Origin of the sequence: Cellulomonas sp. B6, assembly GCF_001462455.1 — a bacterium.
Classification (GTDB): Bacteria; Actinomycetota; Actinomycetes; order Actinomycetales; family Cellulomonadaceae; genus Cellulomonas.
Genome location: NZ_LNTD01000096.1, coordinates 1 through 23,212, shown reverse-complemented (window position 1 = coordinate 23,212; position 23,212 = coordinate 1). Strand labels below are relative to the sequence as shown.

The window sequence follows — 23,212 nt, the reverse complement described above, 5'->3', positions numbered from 1 at the left end:
ACCGAACTGGACCCCGACGTGACGACACTGCCCCCGCCGGCCCCCGCGGCCGCGCCACCCACGGCCGCGCGCGGCGCGGCCCGCGCGCTGACCGCCGCGCAGCGCACCATCTGGTTCGACGAGGCCTTCTCCGACGGCGTGCTGCACACGATGGGCGACCACCTCGACGTCACCGGCCCGCTCGACGTGCCGACCCTGCGCCGGACGTTCGCGCAGCTCGTGCGTGAGGCGCAGACGCTGCGCGCCGCGCCCTCCGACGCGGAGGGCGGGCCCGTGCAGACCGTGCGGGACGACCTCACGGTGCCCCTCGAGGTCGTGGACCTGCGGGCGCACGGCGACGGCGCGCACGCGGCCGCGCTCGCGGCGAGCCGGGCCGAGCAGGACCGCCGGTTCGACCTCGCCACGCCGCCGCTCGTGCGGGCGACGCTGTACGTGCTGGGACCCGAACGGCACCTGTGCCACCTCACGATGCACCACCTGCTGTGCGACGGCTGGAGCCGGGTCCCGCTCTACGCGCGGCTCGCGGCGATCTACCGGGGGCTGCTCGCGGGCGAGGACGTCACCGCCGGCGCCCTGCCCCCGCTCGCGGTGCTGCTCGACGCCGAGGAGGCGTACGCCCGGTCCGCGGCGCACGCCGCGGACGCGCGGTTCTGGCAGGCCCGGGCGAGCGCCCTCGGTGACCCGTTGACCCTCTCCCAGGAGCCGGCGTCGGCCGGCCGGGCGCACCTGCGCCGCAGCGCGACGCTGCCTCCCGCGCGCGCCGCCGCGCTGCGGCGCGCCGCCCGCGAGGCCGACGTCACGTGGGCCGGGTTCGCGATCGCGGGCGTCGGCGCGTACCTCGCGGGCGCCGCCGGCAGCGGGAGCGCGACGCTGACCCTGCCCGTGACCGCGCGCGTCGGGCCGCGCACCCGCGCCGTGCCCGGCATGGTGGCGAACTACCTGCCGCTGCGGGTCGACGCGAGCCCCCGCGTGACCCGCGGGCAGCTGCTGCAGCAGGTCGCCCGCGACGTCCTGGCGACCGTCGCGCACCAGCGGTACCGCGCCGAGGACGTGCGCCGCGCGGCGGGCCTGCCGGCCGGCGACCGGAGGGGGTTCGGCCCCTACGTCAACGTGCTGCCGCAGGCCGCCCGGCTCGACATGGGCCCCGCGCGCGCGACGCTGCACAACCTGTCCACCGGCATCGTGGACGACCTCATGGTGACGGTGCTCGACGCCGCGGACGGCGGGCTCGAGCTGCACCTGAACGGCAACCCGGCGCGCTACACGGCCGCCGAGCTGGCGTCGCACGCCGCGGGCGTCGCCGACCACCTCGAGCGGCTCGCGGCCGCGGCCGGCACCACGCCCCTGGGCCGGGTGCCCGCCGTGCCGCACGCCGCCCCGTCCGCGCCGCACGACGACGCGGGGGTCCACCTGGGTCCCCGGCGCGCACCCCGCGCGCCCGACGGCGTCGTGGAGCGGGTGCGCCGCGCGGCGGCCCGTGACGGCGCCGCCGCGGCGGTCGTGGACGAGCGCGGCGTCGTCGACTACACCGCCCTGGTACGGCACGCCGACGGCGTCGCACGGGCCGTGCTGCCCGACGAGGGCGGGTCCGCGCGGGGACGGGTCGGCGCGCTGCTCGCCGCACCCGGCCGCGACGTCGTCGCCGGTGTCCTCGGGCTGCTCGGCGCCGGTGCCGCGTTCGTCCCGCTCGACGTGCGGGCGCCCGCCGCCCGGTGCGCCGCCCTGCTGGCCGACTGCGGCGCCGACGTGCTGCTCGTCGACGCCGCGGGCCGCGCACGCGTCGACGAGGTGCTCGCGCTCCTGCCCGCACCCGCACGCCCGCGGGTCGTCGACCTCGCGGACGCGCAGACCCCGGCGGGGACGCCCCCGCTGCCCGTGCGCGGCGGCCCGGACGACGTCGCCTACGTGCTGTTCACCTCGGGCACGACGGGCCGCCCCAAGGGCGCGATGGTGCACCGCGGGGGGCTGCTCAACCACCTGGACGCGAAGCAGGACCTGCTGGGGCTCGTCCCCGCCGACCGCGTGGTGCAGAACGCGCCCCTGACCTTCGACGTCGCGATCTGGCAGATGCTCGCGCCGCTCGTCGTCGGTGCGAGCGTGCGGTGCGTGCCGCCCGCGACGGCGGCCGACCCCGACGCGCTCGCCGCGGTCGTCGCCGACGACGCCGTCACCGTGCTCGAGGTCGTCCCGTCCCTGCTCAGGGCGACCCTCGACCTGTGGGGGACGCCGGGTCCGCAGCTGGCGTCGCTGCGCTGGCTCATGGTCACGGGCGAGGCGCTGCCCGTCGACCTCGCCCACCGGTGGACGTCACGGCACCCGGCGGTGCCGCTGGTGAACGCCTACGGGCCGACCGAGTGCTCCGACGACGTGGCGCACGCCGTGGTCACGGGCAGCACCCCGCCGGGGCGGCGCACGCCGGTCGGCGTGCCGATCCGCAACACCTCCCTGTGGGTGCTCGGGCCGGGTCTCGCCCCGGTGCACCCCGGGGCGGTCGGCGAGCTCTACGTCGGCGGCGAGGCCGTCGGCGCCGGGTACCTCGGCGACCCCGCCCGGACCGCGCGCACGTTCGTCGCGGACCCGTTCGGCGCACCGGGTGCGCGCCTGTACCGCACCGGCGACCACGTCCGCTGGACGCCGGACGGGCAGCTCGAGTTCGTCGAGCGGCGCGACCACCAGGTGAAGGTCCGCGGCCAGCGGGTCGAGCTGGGCGAGATCGAGGCCGTGCTGCGGAGCCTCGAGGGCGTCGACGACGCCGCGGTGCTGGCACGCGCACGGGCGGGGCTGACGCGGCTCGACGCGTACGTCGTCGGCGCGCGCGCCCGCGCCGACCTGGACGCGCTGCGGCGCGAGGTCACGACGCTCCTGCCGGAGCACATGGTGCCCGCCGGGTGGCTCGCGCTCGACGCGCTGCCGCTCACGCCGCACGGCAAGGTGGACCGCGCGGCGCTCGGTGCGACCCCCGCTCCGCACGGCGAGCCGGCGCCGCACCACGAGCCGGCGCCGCACGGCCGCGGCGCAGCGGCGGCGCCCACGACCGTCGCGGGCGCCGGCGCGGCGGTGGAGGACGTCCGCCGCGTGCTCGCCGAGGTGCTCGCGCAGCCGGACGTCGGCCCCGACGACGACTTCTTCGCGGTCGGGGGCGACTCGATCGCCGCCATCCAGGTCGTCTCCGCGCTGCGACGCCGCGGCAGGGTCACCACGCCGCGCGCCGTCTTCGAGCTGGGCACCGCGCGCGCCATCGCGCACGCGTCCGGCAGCACCACGCGTCCCGGCCCGGCGGCCTCCGCCGCACCGCCGGCGGTGCGCGTCGTCGAGCCGTGGCCCGCCGCGGCCGACCTCGCGGCGTCCACCGGTGACGTCCGCGGCGTCGCCGCCTCGTACGGCCAGGCGACGGTGCTCGCGGTCCCCGCCGCGCTCGACGCCGACTCCCTCACCCGCGTGCTGACGGCCGTGCTGGCCGTGCACCCGCTGCTGGGGCTGCGGGTGCAGCAGACCGCACCGGGCGTGTGGACCCACCGCACCGGGCCCGCCGGGACCGCGGCGGACGTCGCCGCCCGGGTGCGCACCGCCCCGCCCGACGCCGACGTCGCGGCCGAGGTCACGGCGGCGGGGACGCGCCTGTCACCGGCGGACGGCGTGGTCTGGCAGGCGGTCCTGCTGCCGGGCGTGCGGCCGCGCCTGCTCCTCGCGCTGCACCACCTGGTCGTGGACGGGGTCTCGTGGCGCGTGCTGCGCGACGAGCTCTCCCGCGCCTGGGACCAGCACCTGCGGGGCGAGCCGGTCGTCGTCGAGCCCGAGGCCACGGGGTTCGCGGACTTCGTCGCCGCGCAGGGTGCGGCGACGCGCGCGGGTGCGCTCGACGACGAGGTCGTGACGTGGCGCGCGGTCGACGCGGACGCCGACGCGCCGCGGCCCGACGCGCGGCACGTGCACCGCGACGCGTGCCGCGTCGGCACGGCGCTCGGGACCGACGTCACGGCCGCCCTGGTCACCACGTGCCCGGCCCGCTACCGCGCCGACATCAACGACCTCCTGCTGGGCGCGCTCGCCGTCGCGCTCGCCGACGTCGCCCGCGCGCGCGGCGGGCGGCCCCTGGCCACGACGGTCGAGCTCGAGGGGCACGGCCGCGAGGAGCTGCCCGGGCACCCCGGTCTCGACGTCGGCCGCACCGTCGGCTGGTTCACCTCGACGTTCCCGGTCGCCCTGCCGACGAGCGGTCCCGCCACGCCGGGCGCGAGCCGCGCCGACACGCTCACGGCGGCGGTCAAGGCGGTGCACCAGCAGCTCCGCACGCTGCCGCGCCACGGGTCCGGCCACGGCGCGCTGCGGCACCAGCACCCGCAGGGCCACCTCCTGCTCGGGGCGGACGTCCCGGCGCTGGGCTTCAACTACCTGGGCCGGTTCGCCACGGACGCCGCACGCGCCCCCTGGGAGTTCGAGCCGCTCGGACCCGCGGGCGCGGTCGCGACCACCACCGACCCGGGGATGCCGCTGCGGCACGCGCTCGCCGTCACCGCCACGACCGAGGACGGGCCCGACGGGCCGCGCCTCGTCGCGGAGTGGTTGCACGCACCCGACCTCGTCCCCGGCGACGAGGTGCGGGCGGTCGCGACGGCGTGGGAACAGGCGCTCGTCGACCTCGTCGCCACGGCCGACCGCCCGGCGAACCGGGTCCCGGTGCCCGCCGACGTGCCCCTCGTGGACGTCACCGACGCCGACCTGCACGCCTTCGCGGCGCACGAGCCGGGCACCGCCGTGCTCGACGTGCTGCCGCTCTCGCCCCTCCAGCGCGGCATGCTGCTGCACGCGCAGCCCGACGACGCCCGACCCGACCCGTACCTGCTGCAGGTCGCCGCCGACCTCGTCGGGCCGCTCGACGCGGACCGGCTCGGGGCCGCGCTGGACGCGGCCGTCGCCGCGGACCCCGTGCTCGGCGGGCAGGTGCTGTTCACGGCGGCGGGCTCCCCCGTGCTGGTGCTGCGGGAGGGCCGTCACGTGCCGCTGCCCACGACCCCCGGCGACCCGGAGGTCCTCGCCGCGCGCGACCTGCGGGAACGCTTCGACCTCGCCGGCGGCCCCGCGGTGCGGACCCGTCTCGTGCCCCTCGGACCGGACCGGCACCGCCTCGTCCTGACGCTGCACCACGTGCTCGTCGACGGGTGGTCGATGCCGCTGCTGGTCGAGGATCTCCTGGCCCGCCACGCCGGGACGACGCCCGCGCCACGCCCACCCGCGCGGCGGGTCCTCGCCCACCTCGCGCGGCACGACGGGCACGCGGCCACCGCCGTGTGGCGCGCGGCGCTCGACGGCGTCGACGGGCCGACGCTCGTCGCACCGGCGCCGCGCGGGGCCGCACCCGCGGCGGGGACCGTCGAGCGCACGACGGTCGACCTCGACGACGCGGCGACCGCGCGCGTCACGGCCTGGGCGCGGGCGCACGGCGTGACGGTCACGACCGTCGTCCTGGTCGCGTGGGCGTCCGTGCTCGCGACGGTCACCGGGCGGCGCGACGTGCTGCTCGGCACGACCGTGTCGACCCGCCCGGCCGACGTCGCGGGCGTCGAGGACACGATCGGGATGTTCCTGGCGACCCTGCCCGTCCGGGTCCGCCACCGGGCGGACGAGGACGCCGCGGCGCTCGTGCGGCGCGTCCAGGCGGAGCTGGCGGAGCTGCGCGAGCACGCGCACGTCCCGCTGGGGCCGGTGCTCGCCGGCGTCCCGGGCCTGGCCGGATCGGGCGAGGCGTTCGACACGACCGTGGTGGTGGAGAACTTCCCCACCGGCGAGAGCGTCGAGGGGCGCACGTCGGGGGGCCTGCGCGTCGAGCGGGCACGCACGCACGACGCCCGGCACTTCCCGCTCAGCCTGGTGGCCGTGCCCGGCCGCACCCTGGCGCTGCGGGTCGAGCACCAGCCGGACCGGGTCGGACGGCCGGACGCCGCCCGGGTCGTCGCGTCGCTGCACGCGGCGCTCGACGACCTCGTCGCGGACGCGGTGCCCGCCGCGCTGCGGGCGGGGACCGCCGCGGACGCACCGGTGGCGCCGCGGCCCGCGCGGCCCGGGCCCGCACCGGCCCGCGCCGCCGCGCCGCGCGCCGACACGCTCGCCCTGGCGGGCGCCGAGTCGCTCGTGCGCGCCGCGTTCGCCCAGGTGCTCGGGCACGCGGAGGTCGGGCCCGACGACAACTTCTTCCTGCTCGGCGGCGACTCGATCGCCGCCATCCACGTGGTCGCCGCGCTGCGCGCGCACGGCCTGCAGGTCGCGCCGCCCGACCTGTTCACGCACCGCACGCCGGCCGCGCTGGCCGCGGCGCTGCCGGGCGCGGCACCCACCGCGCCGTCACCCCGCAGCGCGGAGCCGCTGCTCGCCACCCCGACCGCCGCCGAGCTCGACGAGCTCGACTCCGAGCTCGGCTTCTGAGGAGATCCGGATGTCCGTCACCGCCGAGCGCAACGAGTACCTGCCGCTGACCCCCCTGCAGGAGGGGCTGCTGTTCGAGGCGTCCCTCCGGGAGGACCGGCCCGACCCGTACGTGCTGCAGCTGGTCGCCGACCTGGCCGACGACGTCGACGAGGCCCGCCTGCGGGCCGCCGTCGACGCGGTGCTGCGGCGGTACCCGAACCTGCGCGCGTGCTTCCGGCGACGGCGCGACGGGACCGCCGTGCAGGTCGTCGTCCCCGCCGTGGCCGTGCCGTGGTGCGCCGTGGACGTCGCGGGCGCGACCGCGGCGCAGGTCGAGCTCGAGGTCGACCGGCGCACGCGGGAGGACCGGGCGGCCCCCTTCGACCTGCGCGAGCCGCCGGCCGTCCGTGCGACGCTCCTGCGGCGGCCCGACGGGACCGGGCGACTGCTGCTCACGCTGCACCACATCGTCGTCGACGGCTGGTCCCTGCCGCTGCTCGTCGACGCGCTCACCGAGGCCTACGCGGGCGCGCCCGACGCCCCCGTCGACCGCACGCACGCGGCGTTCCTCGGCTGGCTCGCGGCGCGCGACCAGGCGGTGTCGGACCGCGCCTGGGCCGACGCGCTGGCCGGGACGTCGGTGCCGACGGTGCTCGCGGGCGGGGGCGACGGGGTCCCCGGGACGCACGTCGAGCACCTCGACGACGCCGCGGCCGCGGCGCTCGGCGGGTGGGCCCGGGACCACGAGCTGACGGTCGGGACGGTGCTGCAGGGGGCCTGGGCCGTGGTGCTGGGCCAGCTCACCGGCCAGGACGACGTCGTGTTCGGCCAGGTCGACTCCGGCCGGGGCGTGCCCGTCGAGGGTCTCGAGGACGCCGTCGGACTGGTCGCGACGACGTTCCCGGTACGGGTCCGGCTCGACCCCCGCACGCGCGCCGTCGACGCGTTCGCGGCCCTGCAGGACGCGCAGGCCCGGCTGCTCGAGCACCGGCACCACGGTCTCGCCCGCATCCTGCGGGTGGCCGGCGGGGGGCCGCTGTTCGACTCGATGCTCGCGGTGCAGAACCACCTGGGTGCGCGCGGGCACGACGCGGGCACACCGGCAGGCCTCGTGCGCTCGGCGCAGGTGCACGCGTCCACGGGGTACGCCGTCACGGTGACGGCGCTGCCGACGCAGGACGGCCTCGACCTGCGGATCGAGCACCACGGGGACGTCCCGGACGACCTCGCCCGCGGCGCCCTCGCGCGGTGGGCGCACGTGCTGCGCCGCCTGCCCGAGCTCGACGACGCCGCACCGCTCGCGGCCGTGCCCGTGACCGCTCCCGCGCAGCTCGCGGCCGTGACGGCCTGGGCCGACGGCGCGCCGGCGTGGCGGGGCGCGCTCCCCACCGAGCTGCTGGTCGAGGCGGCGCACGCGCACGCGGAGGGCCTCGCGCTCGTGGCGGGCGGGACCCGGCTGACCGCCGGCGAGCTGCACGCGCGTGCGTGGGCGCTCGCGCGCGCCCTCGTGGGGCACGGGGTCGGGCCGGGCGAGGTCGTCGCGCTCGCGCTGCCCCGGACGGCCGACGCGCTCGTCACGATGCTCGCGGTGCTCGCCACCGGCGGGGCGTTCACGTACCTCGACACGACGCTGCCGACCGCGCGCCTGGCCGAGCTGCTGGCGGACACGGCGCCCCGCGTCGTCGTCGGCGACGCGGGGCGGCTCGACGTGCTGCGGGCGGCCGGCCCCCTCCGCGCGACCCTCGACGTGGCGGAGCACGACCTCGCGGACCCGGCCGACCCGCGGCGGGCCCCGCTCACGGACGCCGACCGCACGGCGCCGCTGCGCCCCGACGACCCCGCGTACGTGATCTTCACGTCCGGCTCCACGGGCCGTCCCAAGGGCGTCGTGGTGCCGCACGGCGCCCTCGCGAACCTGCTCGTCGACTACGCCGACGGGCTCGGCCTGGGCCCGGCCGACCGGTTGCTGGCCGTGACGACGTTCGCGTTCGACATCGCCCTCTCCGAGGTCCTCGCGCCGCTGCTGCGTGGCGCCGCGGTCGTGCTCGCCGACGAGGCCACGGTGCGCGACGCCGACGCCCTCGCGGCCGCCGTCGCGACGCACGACGTGACGGTGCTCCAGGCGACGCCCGTGCACTGGCGGGAGCTCACGCGCGAGCACGGCGCGGTGCTGCGCGGGCTGCGCGTCGTGAGCGGCGGCGAGGCGCTCACCCCGGCGCTGGCCGAGGTGCTGCTCGCGCACGGCGCCACCGTGCACAACCTCTACGGGCCCACCGAGGCGACCGTGTGGTCGACCGGCACGGTCGTCGGCCTCCCGCTCGCGGGCCCGGTGCTGATCGGGCGCCCGGTGCGGGGCACGTCGCACCACGTGCTGGACGCCGCGCTGCGGCCGGTCGGGCCCGGCGTGGTCGGCGAGCTCTACGTCGGCGGGGTGCAGGTCGCCCTCGGGTACCTCGACCGGCCCGGCCTCACGGCCGGGCGCTTCGTCGCCGCCGACCCGTTCGGCACGCCGGGCGCCCGCCTGTACCGCACGGGCGACCTGGTGCGGTGGACCGCGACGGGCGAGCTCGAGTGCCTGGGACGCTCCGACCACCAGGTGAAGGTCCGGGGCCACCGCATCGAGCCCGGGGAGGTCGAGTCCGCGCTCGCGCGCCACCCCGCGGTCGTGCAGGCCGTCGTCGTCGCCCGCACCCCGCCCGGGGCCGACGAGCCCGTGCTGCTGGCGTACGTGGCGGCGGCCGGTGCCGTCGACGAGCCGGACCTGCTGGCGCACGTGCGCGCGCTCCTCCCCGCGGCCAGCGTGCCCGCGCGCGTGGTCGTGCAGGACGCGCTGCCGCTGACGGCCAGCGGCAAGGTCGACCGCAACCGCCTGGCGGCGCCCGCGCCGGCGGCCGGGGACGACGGCCCGCCCCGGACGCCGATCGAGGTGCTGCTGGCCGAGCTGTTCGCCGAGGTGCTCGGCGTCGACGCGGTCGGCCGGCACGACAGCTTCTTCGCGCTCGGGGGGCACTCCCTGCTGGCGACGCGGCTGGTGGCGCGCGTGCGCGCCATCGCGGGGGTCGAGCTGCCGGTGCGCGCCCTGTTCGACACGCCCACGGTCGCCGGCCTGGCCACGCACCTCGCGGGTGCGCCGACCCCCGCACGCCCTCCGCTGCTGCGGGCCGTGCCGCCGCGCGGCGAGGGTCCGACGTCGCCCGCCCAGGAGCGCATGTGGCTGCTCGCCCAGCAGCCGGGCACGCGGGGCGCGTACCACGTGCCGCTGGTGCTGCGGCTGACCGGCGGGCTCGACCGGCGCGCGCTGTCGGCGGCGCTGGTCGACGTCGTGACGCGCCACGAGGTGCTGCGGACGGTCTACCCCGTGGTCGGGTCGCGGCCCGTGCAGCGGGTCCTGCCGGCCGCGCCGCCCCCGGCCCGGCTGGGCGTGGTGGACCTGCGCGACGACCCGGACGCGCTCGAGGCGTCGGTCCAGCAGGTCGTGGACGCGCCGTTCGACCTGACGGCCGACGTGCCGGTGCGCGCGACGTGCTTCCGGGTCGCGGACGACGAGCACGTGCTCGTGCTGGTCGTGCACCACGTCGCGACCGACGGCTGGTCCGCGGGACCGCTCGCGCGCGACCTGTCGACGGCGTACGCGGCACGCCGGGACGGCCGCGACCCCGCGCTGCCCGCCCCCCGCGTGCAGTACCTCGACTGGACGGCGTGGCAGGACGCCCGTCTCGGGTCGGCGCAGGACCCGACGAGCCTGCGCGCGCGCCAGCTCGCGCACTGGACCGAGACGCTGCGCGGGGCGCCCGCCGTGCTGCCGCTGCCCGCCGCGTCGCCGCGTCCCGCCGGGCGGACCGGTGCGGGCGTCCGGCTGCCCGTGACCGTGCCGCGGGCGCTGCACCGCGCGCTGGTCGACCTCGCGGGCGCGCACGGCGTGACGCCCTTCATGGCGCTGCACGCCGCCCTCGCCGCGACGCTCACGCGCAGCGGCGCCGGGACCGACGTGGTCGTCGGCACGGTGGTCGCGGGGCGCGACGACGAGGCGCTCGAGGACCTCGTCGGGTTCTTCGTCAACACCCTGGCCCTGCGGCTGGGCACGTCCGGCGACCCGACGTTCGCCGACCTGCTGGTGCGCGCGCGCGACGTGCAGGCCGCCGCGCAGCAGCACGCCGACGTCCCCTTCGACGCGGTCGTGGACGCCCTCCGGCCCGTGCGCGTGCCCGGCGCGAACCCGCTCTTCCAGGTGATGCTGGTGCTGCAGGGCGCGCCCGCCCCGCTGCCCGACCTGCCCGGGCTGCACGTCGAGGCCGTCGCGCCGGCGACCACGGCCGCGAAGGTGGACCTCGCGCTCGAGCTCGTCGAGCACCACGACGCCTCCGGTGACGCCGCGGGGCTCACGGGCGGCCTGGAGGTCGCGACCGACGTGCTCGACGTGCCGTCCGCGCAGCGCCTCCTCGACCGGTTCCTGCGCGTCCTGGCCGCCGGCGTCGCGGCCCCGGCGACGCCGCTCGGCGCGCTGCCCGCGACGACCCCGGAGGAGGACCTGCTGCTGGCGACGTGGTCGCGCCACCCGGACGACGACGGCGCGGGCGACCGGGGCGCGGACGCCGACGGCACGGGCACGCTGGCCGAGCGGTTCGCGACGGTCGCCGCACGGCGCGGCTCCCACCCCGCGCTCGTGGTCGGCCCGCCAGGGCACGCGTCCACGACGTCGTTCGACGACCTCGCGACGCGCGTCCACCGTCTCGCGCGCGAGCTCGTGCGGCACGGCGTCGGGCCGGGCGACGTGGTGGCCGTGGCGCTGCCCCGGTCGGCGGACGCCGTGACGGCGCTGCTCGCGGTGCTCGCCGCGGGTGCGGCCTACCTGCCGCTCGACCCGGCGCACCCCCGGAGCCGGCTCACGGCGACCCTGGACGACGCGCGCCCGGCGCTCGTGCTCGTCCACGCACGCGACGCGGACCGCGTCGCCGCGGCGGCGCCCCTGCTGGTGGTCGACGAGCCGGACGTGGTCCGCCGCACGGCGCGGCACGCGTCCGGACCGCTGTCCGACGCGGACCGCGTGCGACCGCACGGTCCCGACGACCCGGCCTACGTCATCTACACGTCGGGCTCGACGGGACGCCCGAAGGGCGTCGTCGTCGGTCAGCGCAGCGCGCGACGGCTGTCGCGCTCGCTCGCCGACCTGTTCGCGGTCGACGAGCGGACGCGCGTGCTGCAGTTCGCGGCGCTGACGTTCGACGCGTCGTTCTGGGAGCTGGCGGCGTCGGTCCTCGCGGGCGCGACGGCGGTGCTCGTCCCGGACGCCGCGCGCACGGGGGCCGCGCTCGTGGCGGCCCTGCACGGGCACCGGGTGGACGTGGCCGTGCTGCCACCCGTGGTGCTGTCGTCGCTGCCGCCGGACGCAGAGCTCCCCGCGGGGATGCAGCTGTGCGTCGCGGGCGAGGCGTGCCCCGTGCCGACCGTGGACCGCTTCTGCGGTCGCACCGTCATGCGCAACCTGTACGGCCCCACGGAGGCGACCGTGCACGTCACCACCAGCGACCCGCTCACGGGCGGGGCGGCGCCCGTGGGCCGGCCCGCGCCGGGTCACGTGGTGCGGGTGCTCGACGACCGGCTCGTGCCGGTGCCCGTCGGCGTCCCGGGCGAGCTGTACGTGGGTGGCGACGGCCTCGCCCTGGGCTACCTGGGGCGCGCGGCGCTCACGGCGGCCCGGTTCGTCGCCGACCCGGCAGGGCCGGCCGGTGCCCGCGTCTACCGCACGGGCGACCTCGTGCGGTGGTCGGCCGACGGCCAGCTGCACTACCTGGGCCGCACCGACCGGCAGCTGAAGGTCGACGGCCACCGGATCGAGCCTGCCGAGATCGAGACGGCGCTGCTCGGGCTGTCGGGCGTGGCGCAGGCCGTCGTGCACGCGCGCACGCTGCCCGGCGGGTCGCGCGAGCTCGTCGCGCACGTCGTGCCCGCCGCGGGGAGCGCGCCGGACGGTGCCGCGCTGCGGCGCGACCTCGCGCGCGTGGTGCCGGCCGGTCTGCTGCCCGCGTCGGTCACGGTGGTGCCGGAGGTCCCGACCACGCCGCACGGCAAGACCGACCACGCGCGCCTGCCGCTGCCCGACGCGCCACCGCCGCTCCCCGCCGGCGCCACCGGTCACGAGGAGCGCGTGCGCGCGGCGTTCTGCCAGGTCCTCGGGCGCGACGTGGGCGTCGACGCGGACTTCCTCGAGGCGGGCGGCAACAGCATCCGCAGCGTCGAGCTCGTCGCCGCGCTCGCCGCCGCGGGCGTCGTGGTCGACGTGGGAGGCGTGCTGACCCTGCGCACGCCCGCCGCGGTCGCCGCCGCGACGGCCCCGGGCACGCCCCTCGCGTCGCGGGCCGTGACCGACCGGCCGCGCGCGCCGGAGCGCACCCGTGCGGAGGCACCCACCCCTCCCGCGCTCGCGGCCGTGCTGCCGCTGCGCGCGGGCACGGACCCGGCCCCGCTGTTCTGCGTGCACGGCGGAGTGGGTCTCGCGCTGCCGTACGCGACGCTCGCGCAGCACCTGGGCGACGCGCGGCCCGTGGTCGGTCTCCAGTCGCCGGCGCTGGACCCGGCGGCGCCCCTGCCCGGGACGGTCCAGGAGGTCGCCGCGACGTACGCCGACCGCGTCGCGGAGCTGCAGCCCACCGGCCCGGTGCACCTCCTGGGCTGGTCGTACGGCGGCCACGTCGCGCACGCGCTCGCCGTCGAGCTGCAGCGGCGGGGCCGCGAGGTCGCCCACCTCGCGGTGCTCGACGCGTACCCCTACGACGTCGCCGTCGACGGCCCGCTGCCGGAGGTCGACGAGCTGCTGCGGCGCTTCCTCGCGCGGCTGGACCCCGCGACCGTCGCCGTCCCGGGCGTGTCCGGCACGTCGGCCGCGACCGTCGCCGCGGGGGTCACGGCGCCGTGGCTCGACGACGACCGGGTCGCACGTCTCGTGACGCTCGTGCGGCACCACGGCGAGACGGTCGTGGCGCACGTCCCCGGGGCGTTCGAGGGCGACCTCGACGTGTACGTCGCGACGCGCGACGACGCCGCCCCGGCCGACCGCGCCGGGCGCTGGGCACCGTACGTCACCGGGCGCGTCCGGGCCGTGCCGGTCGACGCCGACCACGAGGGACTGCTGGACGCCGAGCCGGCGGCGGCGGTCGCGCGCGACCTGGCCCCCCGCCTCGTCCGCACCCCCGCGGACCCGGCACCGGCACACCCGGCACCCGCCGGCCCGAGGCCCGACGCCCCGGCGGCGCCGCGCCGCGTTCCCGGCCCCCGCGGCGGGACGCTCACGGGCGCGCGCGCCGTCGCCGCCGAGATCACCGCGCTCGTGGGACGACGGCTGACGCACGTGCGCGCCGCACCCGGGCGGCTCGTCGGGCTCGTCATGAACCCGCTCGTGATGCTGCTGGCCGTCGGCTACCTGTTCCGCGACGCCATCGTGCTGCCGTCCGGCGTGGACTCCTACGTGGACTTCCTCGTCGCCGGCGTCGCGCTGCAGGTCGGCCTCGCGAGCATCGGGCCCACGGCCCTGTCCGTCAGCACCGACGTGCAGCGCGGGCTCGTGGACCGCTTCCGCTCGTTGCCGATGTCCCGCGCGACGGTGCTCGTGGCCCACAGCATCGCCGACCTGCTCATCGGGGCGGTCGCGGTCGCGGCGGTCCTGGGCACGGGCCTGCTGCTGGGGTGGCGTCCCGGCACGACGCCCGCCGGCCTGCTCGCGGGCGTGGGCGTCGTCCTGGTCTTCGTGTACACCGCCGTCTGGGCCGGCATCGCCCTCGGGCTGGTCATGCGCCAGCCCGAGTCGATCGACTCCGTCGGCGCGCTCGTGCTCGTCGTCTGCTCGTTCCTCTCGAGCGCGGTGCTGTCCGCGAGCGCCTTCCCCGCGTGGGTGCGTCCGGTCGTCGAGTGGAACCCGGTGTCCGCCGTCGCGACCCTCTGCCGCGACCTGTGGGGCGTGCACGTCCCGTCGACGGGCTCGTTCCCCTCCGAGCACCCGGGCGTGGTCGTGCTGGTCACGGTCGTGGTCCTGCTCGGGACGAGCGTCGCCGGCAGCCTCGCGCGGTACGCGTCACGGACGTGACGGCTCGCACCGACAGGGGTGCACGCACCACTGACCCGCGGTGTCGCGCCGCGAAGGATGAGTCCCGCGGGGTGGTCGCACCCCACCGATGCCCCGGCGGCGGAACGGATGTGCTCCGATGACCTCTCACCTCAGGCCCGGTCACGACCCGGCCCCCCGCACGGCCCGTCCCCACGCCTCGCCGACGCAGCGCCTGGCGACGTGGAGCGCGCGGCACCGCACCCGCGCGATCCTGCTCTGGGCGGCGGTGATCCTCGCGGCGTTCTCCGCGGCGGCGGTCCAGGCGCCCCGCCAGGCGACGCAGCTCGAGCTGGGCGTCGGCGAGTCGGGCGAGGCGGCACGGATCGCGGACGCCGCCGGCATGCCCGACCCGGTCGTCGAGAACGTGCTGGTCACGTCGCGCGACGGCCGGCTCCCCACGGACGCCGAGGCCGCCGTGCAGCAGGCGGCGGACGCGCTGGCCGGCCTGCCGGAGGTCGCGGAGGTGCGCGGTCCGGTCCCGTCGCAGGACGGCACGGCCGTGCTGCTGCAGGTGGTGCTCGCCGCGCCGCGCGCCACTGCGGAGCAGGACGTGCCCGCCGTGCAGGCCGTCGTCTCCGACGTGCGGGCCGACCACCCCGACCTCCGCGTCGAGCAGGTGGGGCCCGCGTCGATCGGGGCCGAGTTCCAGGAGTGGCTCGACGCCGACCTCGCGAAGGCGACGACCCTGAGCCTGCCCGTGACGCTCGCGATCCTCCTCGTGGTGTTCGGCGCCGTGGTGATGGCCGGGATCCCCGTGGTGCTCGCGATCTCGTCGGTCGCGGCCGGGCTCGGGCTGTGGACCCTCGCCTCGCAGCTCGTCCCCGACCCGGGAATGGTGCTCCACCTGCTGGTGCTCGTCGGCATGGCCGTCGGGGTCGACTACTCGCTGTTCTACCTGCGCCGGTTCCGGGAGGAGCGGCACGCCGGTCGCGGCGACGTCGACGCGATCCGCGTGGCCGCGGCCACCGCCGGGCACTCGGTGGTGGTGTCGGGCGTCGCGGTGATCCTGTCGATGGCGGGCCTGTACATCGCGGGCGACACCGTGTTCACCGCGATGGCTACGGGCGCGATCATCGTCGTCGCGGTCGCGCTCGTCTCCTCCGTCACGGTGCTGCCCGCGCTGCTCGCGACGGTGGGCCGCTGGGTCGACCGGCCGCGCGTCCCGGTGCTGTGGCGGCTGAGCAACGGCGGCGAGCCGCGGCTCGTGCCGGCGCTGCTGCGCCCCGTGCTGGCGCACCCGCTCGCGTCGCTCGTCGTGGCCGTCGCGATCCTCGCCGGCATGGCGTACCCGCTGACGCACCTGTCGCTCAAGGCCACCCAGATCGAGGACTACCCCCGCACGCTGACGACGATGCAGGCGTACGACCGGCTGCTCGCGGCGTTCCCCGACAGCTCGGCCTCCGACGTCGTCGCGGTCCGGGTGCCGGACGGGCGCCAGGACGAGCTCGCCGCGCAGGTCGCCGCGCTCGTGGACCGGACCTCGCGGCTGCCGGACCTGTTCGGTGCGGCCGACGAGCCGTGGTTCTCCGCCGACGGCCGGACCGCGGTCGTGCAGGTGCACGTGCCGCACGCGCTCGCGTCGGACGCCGCACGGGACTCGGTGCGCGAGCTGCGCGACACGCTGGTGCCCGCGACCGTCGGCGGCGTCGACGGGGCCCGCGCGGCCGTGGGCGGCGACGTCGCGTCCGACATGGACTACACCGCGAACCTCGACCGGACCCTGCCCGTGGTGGTCGCGGCCGTGCTGCTGCTCGTGTTCCTCATGATGTTCTGGGCCTACCGGTCGCTCGCGGTCGCCGCGATCACCGTGCTGCTCAACGTGCTGTCCCTCGCCGCGGCGTTCGGGCTGCTCGTGCTGGTCTTCCAGGGGACGTGGGCGCAGACGCTGCTCGGGTTCACGTCCACCGGCCACGTGGTGTCCTGGGTGCCGATGCTGCTGTTCGTCGTGCTGTGCGGGCTCTCGCTCGACTACCACGTGTTCGTCGTCAGCCGGATCCGGGAGAACGCGGTCGCGGGCATGGCGCCGCAGGAGGCGATCCGGGACGGCGTGGTCCGCACGGCCGGCGTCGTGACGAGCGCGGCCGTCGTGATGATCGCGGTGTTCTCGATCTTCGGGGCGCTGTCGTTCATCGAGCTCAAGCAGATCGGGGTCGGCCTGGCCGTCGGCATCGCGCTCGACGCGACGATCATCCGGGTCGTCGCGCTGCCCTCGCTCATGCTGCTCGGGCGCCGCTTCCTGTGGTGGCCCGGGAACGCGACGCGGCCGGTGCGCGCACCGGCCGCCCCCGCGCAGGAGCACGGCGAGCCCGCGCTGGCGGCGCGGCGCTGACGGCGCCGGGTCAGGGCCGCGTCAGCACGTGGTCAGCGCCCGCGACGAGCATGCCGAGGGCAGGCAGGCGACGACCAGGAGGGCCGGATGAGCACCAACCCGTTCGACGACGAGGACGGCACGTTCCACGTGCTGGTGAACGACGCCGGCCAGTACAGCCTCTGGCCCGACTTCGCGGCGGTCCCGGCGGGCTGGCGGCAGGAGCTGACGTCGGTCCCGCACGCCCAGGCGGTCGCGCACGTCGAGGAGCGCTGGACGTCGCTCGCCCCGCGCGGGCTCGCGGCACCCGGTCCGACGCCGTGACCGGCACGACGGCGGACCTGGCCGTGGACGTCGCGGGCCTGCGCAAGCGCTACGGCACGCACGAGGCGCTGCGCGGCGTCGACCTGCGCGTCCCGGCCGGGACCGTGCTGGGCCTGCTGGGACCCAACGGCGCCGGCAAGACGACCGTCGTGCGCGTGCTGTCGACGCTCCTCGCGCCCGACGCCGGCCGGGCACGCGTCGCGGGGTTCGACGTCGTCCGCGAGGCCTCCGAAGTCCGCCGCCGCATCGGCCTCACGGGGCAGTACGCGGCGGTCGACGACCTGCTCAGCGGACGCGGCAACCTCGAGCTCGTCGGGCGGCTCCAGCACCTGGGCACGGCCGCGGCGCGGACCCGCGCCGGGGAGCTGCTCGAGCAGTTCGACCTGACGGAGGCGGCGGGTCGGCCCGTGCGGGAGTACTCCGGCGGGATGCGTCGACGTCTCGACCTCGCGGCGAGCCTCGTCGCGGAGCCGGCCGTCCTGTTCGTCGACGAGCCGACCACGGGCCTCGACCCGCCGAGCCGGTTCACGCTGTGGCGTGCCGTGCGCGCGCTCGTCGACGCCGGGACCACGGTGCTCCTGACCACCCAGTACCTGGAGGAGGCCGACGAGCTCGCCGACGCGGTGGTGGTCGTCGACCACGGCCGCACCGTGGCCGAGGGCACCCCGGCCGAGCTCAAGCGGCTCGTGGGCGGCGACCGGGTCGTGGTCACGGCGACGGACGAGCACGAGACCCGTCGCGCCGCCGCCGCGCTGGCCGGGGTCGGCCCGACCGCCCCGGACGTCGACGTGCGGCGCTGCCTCGTCACGGTCGAGGTCGACGACGCGGTGCGCTCGCTGCAGGAGGCCACCGCGCGGCTCACGGCCGACGGCGTCCAGGTCCGTGCGGTCGCGCTGCGACCCCCGTCACTCGACGAGGTGTTCCTGCAGGTCACAGGCGCGACGCCCGGCAGGGCGTCGGAACCGGCCGGCGCCCTCGTGCCGTGAGCCCGCTCCGCCGCGGGGACGTCGGCGTGTGGTCCACCTCGGCGGGTGGCCACCCGGACCTCCGGCTCTCGCCCGCCGAGCGGGCGCGCGCCGGGCGCTACCGGCAGGCCGAGGACCGCGCACGGTCGGGCACGGGCGCCGCCCTGCTGCGCTTCGCGCTGCGGCACGCCACGGGCGGGAGCCGCGTGGACGTCGACCGTCGCTGCCCGGGGTGCGGCGCCGACGACCACGGGCCGCCCGCGGTCGTCGGCACGCGCGACGACGCGGCCTGGTCCGTGTCCCTCTCGCACAGCGGGGACCTCGTCACGGTCGCGGTCGCGCACGGGCTGGGGCACGTCGGGGTCGACGTCGAGCGGACCCGTCCCGGCGCCGCCGTCGCCGCGCTGCTGTGCACCGCCGACGAGCGGCGCACCGACGACGCCGCACCGGACCCCGGCGACGCGTGGCTGACCCGGTGGGTCCGCAAGGAGGCCGTCCTCAAGGCCGCGCGGGTGGGGCTCACGGTCCCGATGCGCCACCTCGTGCTCGCCGCGGCGCACGAGCCCGCGCGACTCGTGTCGTGGGACGCGCGCACGCGCCCCGCGGGGCTCGCCCTCGCGGACGTCGCGTGCCGCGACCTGGGGCCCGCCGCGACGGGCGGCACGGGCCACCGCGGAGCGGTCGCGACGCTCGGCGGGCCTCCCCGTGCCGTCCACGTCGCGCGGATCGCCCCGGGGAGCCTCGCGCGCACGGCGCCCGCGCTCAGCCCCGCAGGTACGTGAGGACGGCGGCGACGCGCCGCGACGAGGCGGCCGACGGGGGCAGGTCGAGCTTGGCGAGGATGCTGTTGATGTGCTTGGCGACGGCCTTCTCGGTGACGACCAGACGCTCGGCGATGACGGAGTTCGCGTGGCCCTCCGCCATGAGCGCGAGGACCTCGAGCTCGCGCGCGGTCAGCCGCTCCAGCACGGTGCGCCGACGGTCGCGCCGCAGCAGCGCCGCCACGACCTCGGGGTCCATCACGGTGCCGCCGTCGCGCACCGTGCGCAGCGCCGTGACGAACTGGACGTCGTCGAAGACCCGGTCCTTCAGCAGGTACCCGACGCCGGCGTCGCCCGTGGCCAGCAGCTCCTGCAGGTACAGCTGCTCGACGTACTGCGAGAGCAGCACCACGGGCAGGCCCGGCAGCAGCGTGCGCGCCGCGACGGCGGCGCGCAGGCCCTCGTCGGTCGACGTCGGCGGGAGCCGCAGGTCGAGCAGCGCGAGGTCGGGGCGGTGCTCCTGCACGGCGGGGACGATCTCGTCGCCGTGCGCGACGGCCGCGACGACCTCGATGCGGTGGCTGCCCAGCAGCCGCACGAGCCCGTCCCGCAGCAGGAACTGGTCCTCGGCGAGCACGACACGCACGGGACGCTCCTCGCTCCTCGGGGGTCGGCGGGGCGAGCCTAGCGGGGGCACCGCCCGCCGGACCACGCCCCGGTGCGGTCGGTGGACGCCCGCCGAACCGTGGTGCCCGCACCACTGACGACGCCACCGCCGTCCCGGCAGACTGCCGACATGGACAGCCCGACGCTCCGGACCGAGGTCACGATGCCGCTCGAGGGACCCCCCGCACGCCGGGCCGCGCGCCCGCTCACCTCCCTCGGGCGCGCGACGGCCCTCGCGGGCCTGGCCGTGTGGGAGGCGCTGGTGGTGCTGTGGCTCGCGCTGACCGTCACGCTGCTGGTCGTCGGCGTGGGGGTGCTGCTGGTGCCGAGCGCGCTCGACCTGGTGCGTGCCGACGCCCGCCGGCAGCGCGCGCTCGCGCTGGGGTTCTCCGGCGTGCGGGTCACCGAGGACTACCTGCCGCTGCCGCCCGAGGCCGAGCGCCACGGGCTGGGGCCGGCGTGGCGGCGCACGCACGCGATGCTCGGCGACCGCGCGACGTGGCGCGACCTGCTGTGGCACGTCGTGAACCCCGTGGTGGGGCTCGCGATCGCGCTGCTGCCGCTCGTCGCCGTGCTGCACGGCGTGTGGGGGATCGTCCTGCTCGGGATGTGGCGTCCCGTCGTGAGCGCCTGGGAGAACAGCTGGTACCTGTTCGTGCCGCTGAGCGGCCAGGGCTCCGCGGTGCTGGCCGCGGTGCTCGGGGTCGTCGAGATCGTCGTCGGGCTGCTCCTGGCGGGTCCGATGGTGCGGACGCACGCTCGCTGGGTGCGGGCGGTGCTGGGCGACGACGAGCGGCGGCTGCGGCGGCGCGTGGAGCACCTGGCGCAGAGCCGCACCGACGTGGTCGACCACGAGGCCAACGAGCTGCGTCGCATCGAGCGCGACCTGCACGACGGCGCGCAGGCGCGGCTCGTCGCGATGGGCATGACGCTGTCGGCCGCGGAGCGTGTGCTCGACGAGAACCCCGACGCCGCGCGCGCGATGCTCCAGGAGGCACGGCAGACGTCGGTCGCGGCGCTCACCGAGCTGCGCGAGCTGGTGCGTGGCATCCACCCGCCCGTGCTGGCGGACCGGGGTCTGGTCGACGCGATCCGGGCCCGCGCGCTCGAGTCGCCGCTGCACGTGGAGGTCCGCTCGACGATCGCGGGACGCCCGCTCCCGCCGCTGGAGTCCGCCGTCTACTTCGCGGTCTCCGAGCTGCTCGCGAACGTGGGCAAGCACGCGGAGGCGTCCTCGGTCGAGATCGACGTCACGCAGGACGACGGGATGCTGCGCGTGAACGTGCGGGACGACGGCCGCGGCGGCGCGGACGCCGCGCGCGGCACCGGGCTGCGGGGCATCGAGCGTCGGCTCGCCGCGTTCGACGGGTTCCTCGTGGTGCACAGCCCCGAGGGCGGCCCCACGGACATCGGCATCACCGTGCCCTGCCGGCTCGGCGCAGAGGGGTGACACCCTGACGTGACCCGGTCGCCCGCTCCTCTGACTCTGATCAGATCGGGTGAAATCCTCTGAACCGGGACTTCTGACCCTGTCGCGCTGGCAGGCTCGGTGGCGGCTCGCGCGGCGTGGCACCACCCGGATGTCCACGACGCGGGCAGGGGGAACGACCACGGCGCCGAGCGCCGGACGACTGGGGGCGGTCGCTGTGCTGATCAACGTCTTGGGGCCCATGTCCCTGCACGCCGGTGAGGAGACCTGCGCGATCAGCTCGCGGCAGGTCCGCACCCTGCTCGCCGTCCTGGCGCTCTCACCGGGGCGTGTGCTGTCGACCGACTGGCTGGTCGCGGCGCTGTGGGACGACGAGGCCGTGGGGAACTCGCGCAACGCGCTGCAGGCGGCGGTGACCCGGCTGCGCCGCCAGCTCAAGGGCTTCGGCGGCACCCTGCCGCTGCTGCGCACGTCCTACGGCGGGTACGTCCTCGACGTCGCCCCGCTCGACGTCGACGCGTTCCAGTTCGGGGCGATGGTCGACCGGGCGCAGACGCTCCGGCAGGACGACCCGGCGGAGGCGCTCCGGCTCACGCACGCGGCGCTCGCGCTGTGGCGCGGCCCGGCGCTCGAGGGGGTCAGCGACCTCGCGGCGCTGCGCGCGGAGCAGGCCCGCCTCGAGGAGGGCCGGATCGGGGCGCTCGAGATGTCGGTCGAGCTGCGCCTCGACCTCATGGACGCCCGCACCGTGCTGCACGACCTGCGCCACCTGGTGGAGATCCACACCGACCGGGAGCGGCTGGGCGAGCTGCTGATGGTAGCGCTCTACCGCAACGGCCAGCAGCGCGAGGCGCTCGACGTCTTCAACCGCATCCGGCAGCGGCTGCGCCAGGAGTTCGGCATCGACCCCGGCCGGGGCCTGCGCCTGCTGCAGAGCGCGATCCTGTCGCAGGACCCGACGCTCGAGCGGCGCGGCGGCCTGGAGGCCCTCCGCCGCCTGTCGACGCCGGCGGCCCTGGGCACCGCTCCCTGACCGCGGGCGCGTCAGGGCTGCAGGGCGTCGTACTCCGCCTCGGCGGCGACGTCGTCCGCGACGTCGAGGCGCACGTGCGCGAGGATCGTCTGGATCGCGCGCAGCGTCGACGCCGCTCGCTCGCCCCAGTCGGACAGGTAGCTGAACTGCCACCACCACAGGGCCTCGAGCACGTGGCCGCGCTCGTGGTGCGCGAGCCCCTGCGTGAGGGCCCCGACGATGGCCACGAGGTCGCCCGAGATCGTCGACTCCTCGACCTCGGGGCCGAGCAGCGGGTCGACGACCTCGACGTACTCGTCGATGCCCTCGAGCAGGTTCGCGAGGTTGGCACGCAGCGGCTCGAGGTCGGCGTCGGGGCCGACGTCGGGCTCGAACCGCGACGTCGGGACGACGTCGGTCGTCGCACCCAGCCGCGCACCGGCCGCGAGCAGGTCGGACAGCGCGAGCAGCAGCAGCGGCAGCGACGCCTCGGGCGCCGAGCCCGCCGCGACCTCCGTCACGGTGGTGAGGAACCCGCGGGACTCGCCCGCGACGGCCTCCCCGATCTCCCGCAGGTCGGCGTCCGCCACGGGTCGCTCGTCGGTCGTCATGGTGTCCCCTCCGTCGTCGTCGACGTCACGCGCTGAGCCGGCGACGGCCCTCGAACGCGCGGCCGAGCGTCACCTCGTCCGCGTACTCCAGGTCGCCGCCCACGGGCAGGCCCGACGCGAGCCGGCTGACCGTGAGACCCATCGGCACGAGCAGCCGCGCCAGGTAGGTCGCGGTGGCCTCGCCCTCGACGTTCGGGTCGGTGGCGAGGATGACCTCGGTGACCGCGCCGTCGGCCAGGCGGGTCATCAGCTGGGCGATACGAAGGTCGTCCGGGCCGACGCCCGCGATCGGGTTGATGGCGCCGCCGAGCACGTGGTACCTGCCGCGGAACTCCCGCGTGCGCTCGATCGCGACGACGTCCTTGGCCTCCTCGACCACGCAGATCGTGGTGGGCAGCCGCCGCGGGTCGCGGCAGATGCGGCACTGCGGCTCCTGCGCGACGTTGCCGCAGATCTCGCAGAACTGCACGCGCGCCTTGACCTCGGTCAGCGCGTCCGCGAGCCGGCGCACGTCGGCCGGGTCGGCCGCCAGGACGTGGAACGCGATGCGCTGGGCGCTCTTGGGGCCGACCCCGGGCAGCCGCCCGAGCTCGTCGACCAGGTCCTGGATCGCGCCCTCGTACACCCCGCCAGCGT

11 protein-coding genes are annotated in these 23,212 nt (G+C 77.6%); 8 read left to right on the top strand and 3 right to left on the bottom strand.

The features are described from left to right. Nucleotides 1-18 precede the first annotated feature (18 nt). The 6 genes from ATM99_RS09415 to ATM99_RS09390 all read left to right on the top strand — a co-directional run bounded on the left by ATM99_RS09415 (nucleotide 19) and on the right by ATM99_RS09390 (nucleotide 18,879). On the top strand, nucleotides 19-6,420 hold the full coding sequence (locus tag ATM99_RS09415) for a non-ribosomal peptide synthetase (protein WP_062102674.1): 6,402 nt from the start codon (nucleotides 19-21) through the stop codon (nucleotides 6,418-6,420). Nucleotides 6,421-6,430: 10 nt separating this feature from the next. After that, on the top strand, nucleotides 6,431-14,479 hold the full coding sequence (locus tag ATM99_RS09410) for a non-ribosomal peptide synthetase (RefSeq protein WP_062102673.1): 8,049 nt from the start codon (nucleotides 6,431-6,433) through the stop codon (nucleotides 14,477-14,479). 118 nt (nucleotides 14,480-14,597) lie between these two features. Continuing rightward, complete coding sequence (locus ATM99_RS09405; RefSeq protein WP_082659500.1) at nucleotides 14,598-16,829, top strand: MMPL family transporter; 2,232 nt, start codon at nucleotides 14,598-14,600, stop codon at nucleotides 16,827-16,829. 87 nt (nucleotides 16,830-16,916) lie between these two features. Then, nucleotides 16,917-17,132, top strand: coding sequence for an MbtH family protein (locus ATM99_RS18940; RefSeq protein ID WP_062102672.1), 216 nt, complete (start codon nucleotides 16,917-16,919; stop codon nucleotides 17,130-17,132). Continuing rightward, the gene (locus ATM99_RS09395) at nucleotides 17,129-18,118 is read left to right on the top strand and encodes an ATP-binding cassette domain-containing protein (RefSeq protein WP_062102671.1); all 990 of its coding nucleotides are present in this window, start codon (nucleotides 17,129-17,131) and stop codon (nucleotides 18,116-18,118) included. Before ATM99_RS18940 ends, ATM99_RS09395 begins: the two co-directional genes overlap by 4 nt. Next, nucleotides 18,115-18,879, top strand: coding sequence for a 4'-phosphopantetheinyl transferase superfamily protein (locus ATM99_RS09390; protein WP_062102670.1), 765 nt, complete (start codon nucleotides 18,115-18,117; stop codon nucleotides 18,877-18,879). The genes ATM99_RS09395 and ATM99_RS09390 overlap by 4 nt, the downstream gene beginning before the upstream one ends. Here ATM99_RS09390 and ATM99_RS09385 read toward each other — a convergent pair. After that, on the bottom strand, nucleotides 18,860-19,504 hold the full coding sequence (locus ATM99_RS09385) for a response regulator transcription factor (RefSeq protein ID WP_062102669.1): 645 nt from the start codon (nucleotides 19,502-19,504) through the stop codon (nucleotides 18,860-18,862). The two genes, ATM99_RS09390 and ATM99_RS09385, sit on opposite strands and share 20 nt — an antisense overlap. A 150-nt stretch (nucleotides 19,505-19,654) precedes the next feature. Here ATM99_RS09385 and ATM99_RS09380 point away from each other — a divergent pair, with 150 nt between their 5' ends. Next, nucleotides 19,655-20,974, top strand: coding sequence for a sensor histidine kinase (locus tag ATM99_RS09380; RefSeq protein ID WP_223304938.1), 1,320 nt, complete (start codon nucleotides 19,655-19,657; stop codon nucleotides 20,972-20,974). Between the two features lie 220 nt (nucleotides 20,975-21,194). Beyond that, a complete protein-coding gene (locus ATM99_RS09375; RefSeq protein WP_190278812.1) occupies nucleotides 21,195-21,986 on the top strand; it encodes an AfsR/SARP family transcriptional regulator in 792 nt (263 codons plus the stop codon). Nucleotides 21,987-21,997: 11 nt separating this feature from the next. On the opposite strand, the gene ATM99_RS09370 is transcribed toward ATM99_RS09375, so the two are convergent. Next, entirely contained in the window at nucleotides 21,998-22,576 is a 579-nt protein-coding gene (locus tag ATM99_RS09370; protein ID WP_062102667.1) for a DUF5063 domain-containing protein, read from the bottom strand. 25 nt (nucleotides 22,577-22,601) lie between these two features. After that, complete coding sequence (gene recR / locus ATM99_RS09365) at nucleotides 22,602-23,201, bottom strand: recombination mediator RecR (RefSeq protein ID WP_062102666.1); 600 nt, start codon at nucleotides 23,199-23,201, stop codon at nucleotides 22,602-22,604. Between the last annotated feature and the right edge of the window lie 11 nt (nucleotides 23,202-23,212).